Origin of the sequence: Flavobacterium sp., from assembly GCF_043760115.1 — a bacterium.
In the GTDB taxonomy this organism is placed as follows: Bacteria; Bacteroidota; Bacteroidia; order Flavobacteriales; family Flavobacteriaceae; genus Flavobacterium.
Genome location: NZ_JAYUPK010000055.1, coordinates 1 through 8,265, shown reverse-complemented (window position 1 = coordinate 8,265; position 8,265 = coordinate 1). Strand labels below are relative to the sequence as shown.

The 8,265-nt window shown below is 25.9% G+C and carries 7 protein-coding genes; 1 reads left to right on the top strand and 6 read right to left on the bottom strand.

Translation table 11 applies throughout. The features are described from left to right. Together ACH2BC_RS04590 and ACH2BC_RS04585 are read right to left on the bottom strand one after the other, a co-directional pair. Positions 1 to 1,769, bottom strand: a 1,769-nt coding sequence (locus ACH2BC_RS04590) for a tetratricopeptide repeat protein (protein ID WP_395052808.1), incomplete at its 3' end; no start/stop codon positions are given. 85 nt (positions 1,770 to 1,854) lie between these two features. Beyond that, positions 1,855 to 2,019 carry a hypothetical protein gene (locus tag ACH2BC_RS04585; RefSeq protein ID WP_395052807.1) on the bottom strand — a complete coding sequence of 55 codons (165 nt, stop codon included), beginning with the start codon at positions 2,017 to 2,019 and terminating at the stop codon, positions 1,855 to 1,857. A gap of 1,618 nt (positions 2,020 to 3,637) precedes the next feature. On the opposite strand from ACH2BC_RS04585, the gene ACH2BC_RS04580 reads away from it, so the two are divergent. Further along, on the top strand, positions 3,638 to 3,949 hold the full coding sequence (locus ACH2BC_RS04580; protein ID WP_395052806.1) for a GIY-YIG nuclease family protein: 312 nt from the start codon (positions 3,638 to 3,640) through the stop codon (positions 3,947 to 3,949). A gap of 445 nt (positions 3,950 to 4,394) precedes the next feature. On the opposite strand, the gene ACH2BC_RS04575 is transcribed toward ACH2BC_RS04580, so the two are convergent. From ACH2BC_RS04575 to ACH2BC_RS04560, 4 genes are all read right to left on the bottom strand, one after another. Continuing rightward, entirely contained in the window at positions 4,395 to 6,428 is a 2,034-nt protein-coding gene (locus tag ACH2BC_RS04575) for an ATP-binding protein (RefSeq protein ID WP_395052805.1), read from the bottom strand. An 83-nt stretch (positions 6,429 to 6,511) separates the two neighbouring features. Next, positions 6,512 to 6,904 carry a hypothetical protein gene (locus ACH2BC_RS04570; RefSeq protein ID WP_395052804.1) on the bottom strand — a complete coding sequence of 131 codons (393 nt, stop codon included), beginning with the start codon at positions 6,902 to 6,904 and terminating at the stop codon, positions 6,512 to 6,514. 21 nt (positions 6,905 to 6,925) lie between these two features. Then, positions 6,926 to 7,414, bottom strand: a complete 489-nt coding sequence (locus ACH2BC_RS04565) for a hypothetical protein (RefSeq protein WP_395052803.1) — start codon at positions 7,412 to 7,414, stop codon at positions 6,926 to 6,928. 10 nt (positions 7,415 to 7,424) lie between these two features. Continuing rightward, on the bottom strand, positions 7,425 to 8,210 hold the full coding sequence (locus ACH2BC_RS04560) for a hypothetical protein (RefSeq protein ID WP_395052802.1): 786 nt from the start codon (positions 8,208 to 8,210) through the stop codon (positions 7,425 to 7,427). Between the last annotated feature and the right edge of the window lie 55 nt (positions 8,211 to 8,265).

The following is an 8,265-nucleotide window of genomic DNA, read 5'->3' as shown; positions in this document are numbered from 1 at the left end:
CTATACAGATTAATTCGTGTACTATTAGACAATAAATCCCAGTTAATAGTTGTGTCAATTTCGGTTTGTAGTTTGGCTTTGCCTATCTTGGCTTGGTTTTCAAAGAGTGCATTTGTTAAACTTAAAAAGTTATTTATCAATTCTATTTTCTCTCTACTTAGCTCGTGCGAAATTTCTCTAATATCTTGTTCAATAAGTTGCAACTCGTTTAAAAAACTCTTTCGGTCTTTACTTACTTGGTTGTCATCTCTACTATTTAGCATGTCTAAGTTTAGTCTTAAACCAAACAATCTACCTAAAACTCCATCATGAAGTTCTTTGGCAATTCTTTTTTTCTCTAAGTTTTTACCATGGTCAATACTATCTTGTTCAGATATTACCAATCTATAAATATCTTCGTTGGCACGTTGTTGCGATTGTTCTAATAAAAGGTATTTATTTTTTAAAAACTGTGTCCTACTGTAAAACAAAATAAGTAAAATAGACCCAAAGGCAAAAACTAAACCAATAATACGTTTGTTTTTTTCTGTTAAAAAAGTATTTTCTTTTATAAGTTCATCGGTTTCTAATTGTATTCTTGCAAAACGATCAAGGTTTTTTCGTTCTTCATTTTGAAGACTATCACTTATTTTAATGTAATCTGAGGTATATTCTGATGAATTTTTTTTATCAACAGACGCTGCTTGTTTTAATGATAAAACAATATCAAACGGATTTTGAGAATCTTTGGCAAGTTGTAATGCTTTTTTAGAATATCGTATACTAAAGGTTGTGTCTTTAATTGCATCGTAATATTCTGAAAGGTGAATATTGCTTAAAACAATCAACCTAACATCTTTTAAACTATCTCTAATTTTAAGAGCATTTTGAAATAATTGAGGTACATCATTATATTCTTTTAATTTTAATTTACAAAAAGCAAGGTTATCTATTAATAAAGAATATAAATCTGGATCATCAACATTAACATTTGAATTCTTTAAACCTAAATTAAAATTTTCTATGGCTAGTTTATAATTTTCTTTTTTAATATATAAATAACCTATATTGTTGTAACATACGGACTCTTTAAGATTTTCATCTTCAAAATCTGATTCAACAACAATCTTTAATGCTTTATTATGAAAATCAATTGCTTTATAAAAATCATTTAATTCATTATAAACTAAACCTAGTTGATTTAAAGTATTATATAGGTTGTTATAATCTACATTATCTTTATAAATGTAGTATGATTTTAAAAGAGATAATTCAGAACCAATAAAATCATTGATTTTTGATTGTATTATACCTTTATTTAAAGTTACAAAAGCATAATCAATATCTTTTTTTTTATTTAAATAACACTTTTCAGCTTTTATATAATAGTAAAAACTACTGTCTAGAATATTTTCATCTCTGTAACTCGCAGCTAAATACCTATATGATTTAAAAATATTTAAAGAATCATTATCATCAATAGAATTTTCCAATAATAAAAATGAAGTATATTTTACATTACTTAAATCACCAATATTATAAAATTCTATTAAAATTTTAGAGAGATTATCTCTATATTTCGAATTTTTTTTATGAAGATTATTTAAGTCTAAAGCTTTAATTAAAATTTCATTTTTTAACTCTAGTGAATCTTTTGAAACTTCATTAATTTTTTTGATGTAATATGATAAACTATCTGATGCAAAATTTTCAGATATTATTAGATTATTGTTTTCCTTACATGAAGTTTGTAAAATAACAATAATAATTAAAATAAATATTTTTTTCAATATCTTTGACTAAGCATCAAAAATAATAAAAAAAAGTTATTAAACAAATAATAACTTTCATTTATGATAATATATGATTTATTGATTATGCACCAGTTGGTTTAGAATCTTTACCCCCACCTACATGTAGAGATGTAATTGTAATAGCACCAGTTGGTTTCGAATTCTTACCTCCAAGATCATTTGGGACAAAAGAAGTCAAAGAAAACATAAACATAAATAACGCTGCAATTGTAAATAATTTTTTCATAATGTTTGGGATTTTGTGTTATTAAAATAATTTAGTTTTTAGTTTTGGTTTTAATTGGTTGGAATTCAATGTGTACATTCATTTACTTTCCAACGATGTAAAAATACTTCTACATTACGTATTGATTGATATGCTTTTCCTTGTATAATGTAGAATAGCATCGTTTGGTAGTGAATGTGTGCCAATTGTGGGTGAATGGATGGTTTATAAAAAACAGGTGTTTTTTATAGGTAAATCAGTAAGTTTTTTTAATCAACTTATTGATTTTTAATGAATTATGAATATTTGTGTGCTGTATTGTTACTGGTTTAATACAAAAGCCATCGCACTATTTGTCTTTCTGACGAAGGAAGAATCTCTGCGAACTTGGCAAGTAAACTTGGAAACTTTAAATTGTTTTGCGTGAGCATTTTGTGGAGATTCTTCCTGCGTCAGAATGGAAAGAAGTCGCTAGAGGAATTGTATTATATTAGCATTGGTTTTTACGATAACTATAAATGTCATTGTTTATAATTACTTTTCAAATACTATAAATGTTATAATCTAAGTCAAAAGCCATCGTATTATTTGTCTTTCTGACGAAGGAAGAATCTCTGCGAACTTGGCAAGTTAACTGGATAGCTTTTTATTGGTTTGCGTGAGCATTTTGTGGAGATTCTTCCTGCGTCAGAATGTAAAGAAGTCGTTAGAGGAATTGTAGTTATTAATGAAATTTACTTTTCAAATACTATAAATGTTATAGTCTAAGTCAAAAGCCATCGTATTATTTGTCTTTCTGACGAAGGAAGAATCTCTGTGAACTTGGAAACTTTAAATTGTTTTGCGTGAGCATTTTGTGGAGATTCTTCCTTTTTCAAAATGGAAAAAAGTCTTTAGAGGAATTGTAGTAATTAATGAAATTTACTTTTCAAATACTATAAATGTCATAGTCTAAGTCAAAAGCCATCGTACTATTTGTCTTTCTGACGAAGGAAGAATCTCTGCGAATTTGGCAAGTTAACTTGGAAATTTTAAATTGGTTTGCGTGAGCATTTTATTGAGATTCTTCCTTTGTCAGAATGGAAAAGTAGTCGCTATAAGAATGCAATACTAATAATTAACATTGGTTTTTACGATAACTATAAATGTTATAATATATAATTACTTTTCAAATACTATAAATGTTATAGTCGAAGATAAAAGCCATCGTACTATTTGTCTATCTGACGCAGGAAGAATCTCTATAAACTTGGAAACTTTAAATTGGTTTGCGTGAGCATTTTGTGGAGATTCTTCCTTCGTCAGAATGGAAAAGTGGTTGTTAGAGGAATTCTAATACAAATTAACATTGGTTTTTACGATAACTTTAAATGTCATTGTTTATAATTATTTTTCAAATACTATAAATGTCCTAGTCGAAGACAAAAGCCATCGTACTATTTGTCTATCTGACGCAGATAAATCTCTGTAAACTTGGCAAGTTAACTGGATAGCTTTTACTTGGGTTGCGTGAATTGTTTGTGGAGATTCTTTCCTCCACGGCGGACAAGCTCTTTGTCAGAATGGAAAGAATAAACGATAAAGAATTATTTTACTAATAACATTGATTTTATTTATTTTTACAATCTAAAACCATTTTATGATAGAATTTCAAGAGGGTTATTTCACTTTTTACACTTACATAATTACCAACAAAGCCAAAACTGTTTTATACACAGGAATGACAAAAAATTTAAAAAGAAGACTAACAGAACATAATGATCACGTTAATTTAAAATCGTTTACTGCAAGATATAACGCGCATTACTTATTGTATTTTGAAAAATTTACTTGGGTTGAACTAGCAATTGGTAGAGAAAAAGAAATTAAAGGATGGACAAGAAATAAAAAAATAGAACTTATTAAAACTATTAACCCTGAAATGAGATTCTTGAATCATTTGTTTGAATAATGTTTTTTAATTGATTGTTATTGATGATAATAGTATTGTACTTATTTTTTGAAACAGTATAAATGTTATAGTTTAAGACAAAAGCCATCGCAACACTTTTCCATTCTGACGCAGGAAGAATCTCTATAAACTTGGAAACTTTGAGTTGGTTTGCGTGAGCATTTTGTGGAGATTCTTCCTTCGTCAGAATGGGAATAATAAACGACAAACATTATCATACTAATTAACATTAGTTTTAAAACAACTATAAATGTTATAGTAGAAGACAAAAGCCATCGCACTATTTGTCTTTCTGACGAAGGAAGAATCTCTATAAACTTGGAAACTTTAAATTGGTTTGCGTGAGCATTTTGTGGAGATTCTTTCCACCACGGCAGACAAGCTCTGCGTCAATATGGAAAATAATACAATTGAAAAATTATAGTAATTTAATAGTAGAAACCCATTAAAAAGGCAAAATAATAAAAATAGAAGTTCCTGCACCAATGTTAGATTGTAATGAAAACTTACCATTATTACTTTCTATTCGTTCTTGCATATTTTTAATACCAATTCCGTTTCTTGCTTCATTAGTATTAAAACCAAAACCATTATCTTTTATTGACATACAAATGCTGTTTTCTTCTTGTTCAAAGTTTACTGTTGCATGTGTTGCTTGTGCATGCTTATATATGTTATGCAAAGCTTCTTGAATAATTCTATACAATTGCATTTTAATTTTACTAGAAATTAGTTCCCAGTTTAAACTTGGTATTATTTCTACAGTATACTTTATTTGGTGCAAATTGCTTTGCTCTTGTATTAGCGTAGTAATTAAAGTTTGAAAATTGTGGGTTTCTATAAAAGCATCTTGATTTAAATTGTGCGAAATGTTTCTTATTTCGTTTTCAATATCTTTAATATCATCTATTTGTAACAATGCTTTATCTATGGTTTTTTTATCTGTTTTTTTAGAAAGTTCGAACAGATTAAATCTTGTGCTGGCAAGCTTGTTTAAAATATTATCATGTAGTTCTTTAGCAATGCGTTTTTTTTCATTATTTTTTTCATTGTCTATAGTTTTTTGTTGGTTTATCATTAATTCATATATGGCTACATTGGCTTTTTGCTGGTCTTGGAGTAACAAAATTTCTTTTTGTTTGGCTTTTTGTCTGTAAATGATAAATAGCAATATAACGATTAATAAAACACTTGCAATTATTGATGTTAAAACCCATTTTTGCTTTATAGCTTTTTCTTTATCTTTAGTAATTTCGTTGGTTTGTAATTGAATGTTGTAGAATTGATTTCTGGCTATTCGTTCTTTGTCAATTAAACTGTCAATTTTACTATCATATTCTTTAATAGATTTAGAAGCTTTTTCTTTATTAACAAAACCAACCTGGACTAAACTATTTAAAATTGTGTATGGTGATTTAGATTTTCTAGCAATAATCAACGCCTTGTCAGCAAATAACTTTGCATTTAATGTGTCTTTTAGCTTAAAATAATAATCAGATTTATAAATACTATTTTGAGCAGATTCGCTAAAAAAATTATAATTATTTAAAATTATTTCAGCTTTATTCAAATAAGTAATAGCTGATTTATTATCTTTAGTTTGTAAAATACTAAATCCAAGATTATTTAATAATATTCCATTTAATTCTGGATGGTTTTTTAATATATTTTTCTCTTTTAAACCTTCTTTAAAATAATAAATTGCTTTTTCAAATTCTCTTGTTCCTGTGTATGAATTACCAATGTTATTATAACTTGTTCCAATTAAATTAGTATTGTTGTAACCAATTAATTTATTGCTTCTGACAATTTTTAATGCCTGATTGTGATAGGAAATTGCTAAATTGTAATTTTTTAAATTATGTAATATATTACCCTTTTCATTTAGAATATTATATTCATGATTTAGATCTTTTTTATTTTGTTTATCATAAAATAATTTGGATTTGGTTATATAATAATCTGCACCAATATTGTCATCAAGTTTATATAATAATAGTGCTGTGTAAATATATAATCTAGATAATTCTAAATAATTGGTTGTGAATTTATAGAATTTTTCTGATTTTAAAAAATAATAAAAAGCGCTATCATAAATTCCATTTTTTTTCAAATAACTAGCTTTATAACGATAACACCTCGCAAGATTTAATGTGTCTTTGCTTTCAAATGATTTTTTAAAAAATATTAGAGAATATTTATTAAAATTCTTTTTATCAAATGTTTTATTGGTATACAAAGTAATCTTACTCAAATTATTCCTCAACACACTATCATTCTTGGATAAATCCAATAAATTAAAAGCTTTTTCATTGTATTTATCTCTAGTTTTAAAATCTAAGGTATCATTTTTAGCAATAGCCAAGAATTTTTTTATAGAATCATTGGTATTAGTGGTATTGGTAGTATTTGTGTTATTGCAACTTACTAAAAGCAGTGTTAACAAGGCAATGGCAATTCTCATTAAAGTTGAAATCATTTGTATAAAAATTAAATTGATGTATTGAAAAACCATTATACTAAAAAAATGAGTTTCAAATAAAAACTTGAAACTCATTTAATTTAATCATCTTTTACTGTAATGACTATTTCATCGTCAAACTTGTACTCGCCTTTTTTATAAATTTCTTTGGTAGCAAGTTCAATTTCATAGCTGTAAATGCCTTTGGGTAATTCTAAAAGGCATTCTTTACCATCGTTTTGTATTACTAGTTCTTTTTTTATCTCATTACCATCTTCATCCTTGCCAGTAATTCTAAAAGTAATTTTGTCTTTTAGTTTGTTTTTTATACAAACACTTTCTATCACTTTAGCATTTACAGCAGTTTTATTACCTTTTATAAAACTAAGGCCAGTTATTATTATTTCTCCGGTTTTTAATAGTTTATCTAGGTTGGATTGGGCAAGAAGGCAATTTGAAATTAGAAAAACTAGAATTGTGATGTAGTTTTTCATTGGTATTATTTTATTACTAATTTATTTTCTGTTCAAAATTGATTCTATATACTTGATGTTTTCAAAATTTTTTCCAAAATCAAATAAGGTTGCAAAAAAAACTGGTTTGCTACTTACTATAATTTCATCATTCCTATTAGATATAGTTATAATTTCACCAAAAGATTTTAATGACATTAAACTTTGAAATCTGATTGATTCATTCTCAATACTTGTACTTTTCCAATTCTTATTTCTCTTAATCTTTGCTTCCAAATCAACTAAATCTGTACTAGTTTGTAAATTTAAAAATTGATTTACAGAAAAATTTTCATTTGCTCCAACATTTAGAGAAAAAATTACGTGTATTATTGTTAATAATGAGCTTAAAACTAACGAATTATATACTATCTTTTTTATGAAATAAATTTTTAATATTTCTTGAAATTCAAAAAAACATAAATTATAAATTACATATAATAAAATAAATAAAACAGCGCACTTTAAAAAAATAATAATAATTGTTTTCATAATTTTAAATTTAATCAAAACATCCATCTACATAACATGCCCAAAATCCTCCTATAAAACCTGCAGCAAAACCTGCTGGTCCACCAATACTGCCACCTAACATTCCCATTAACATATGTCCAGCACATCTTGTACTTCTAGTAGGTTTGCCATTATTTTCTAAATTTATTAAATCATCTTGAAAAAAACTTAAATATTTAAATTTTGAATTTGATTCCATTAAATCTTTATTAAGCTTAAGTCCATCAAAAAAAGTCAAAACTTCTTTTTTCTCACTTTCTGTAAGATTTGAAATATTAATGTGATGAATAAAAATATTATTTATTTGATCGTAATCATTAAAATTTTTAGTGCTAAAAAAATAATTAATATTCTGTTCAATAATATTTTTTTCACCTTTAGAAATTATATTGTTATCAACATAATCTTCCAACATAGAATTAAAATTATCGTATTTACTGGTAATAATTAAGTTTTTGTCAAATTCTTGTGAAACTTCATTTTTTGAAAATCCGTTATTGTTTAAATATTCAACTATTTTTTCTTTAAAATTAGCAACTTTTAATTTTTCAGAAGTATTTTCAGAATTTACACCGTTTAGCAAATCTTCATTGGAATCCATAAAACTTTTAAGTTTTTTTGAATTAAAGTCAAATTTATTTGTTTCATTTGGATAATATTTTTTGTTTGTAATATCTAAATTAATATTAGATAAAACCGTTTCAAAATTTGCCTGAGCATTTCCAGTAATAGATAATAATACTATAGCAATTAAGCTAAATAATAAATTTTTCATAAATTTGTATATAATTTTAATTATTGCAGTCCTGCTTTGTGTCGTCGAAAACATA

Coding starts and splice junctions, on each gene's coding strand:
- ACH2BC_RS04565 (WP_395052803.1), bottom strand. CDS start 7,414: ATGAAAACAATTATTATTATTTTTTTAAAGTGCGCTGTTTTATTTATT.
- ACH2BC_RS04585 (WP_395052807.1), bottom strand. CDS start 2,019: ATGAAAAAATTATTTACAATTGCAGCGTTATTTATGTTTATGTTTTCT.
- ACH2BC_RS04575 (WP_395052805.1), bottom strand. CDS start 6,428: ATGATTTCAACTTTAATGAGAATTGCCATTGCCTTGTTAACACTGCTT.
- ACH2BC_RS04580 (WP_395052806.1), top strand. CDS start 3,638: ATGATAGAATTTCAAGAGGGTTATTTCACTTTTTACACTTACATAATT.
- ACH2BC_RS04560 (WP_395052802.1), bottom strand. CDS start 8,210: ATGAAAAATTTATTATTTAGCTTAATTGCTATAGTATTATTATCTATT.
- ACH2BC_RS04570 (WP_395052804.1), bottom strand. CDS start 6,904: ATGAAAAACTACATCACAATTCTAGTTTTTCTAATTTCAAATTGCCTT.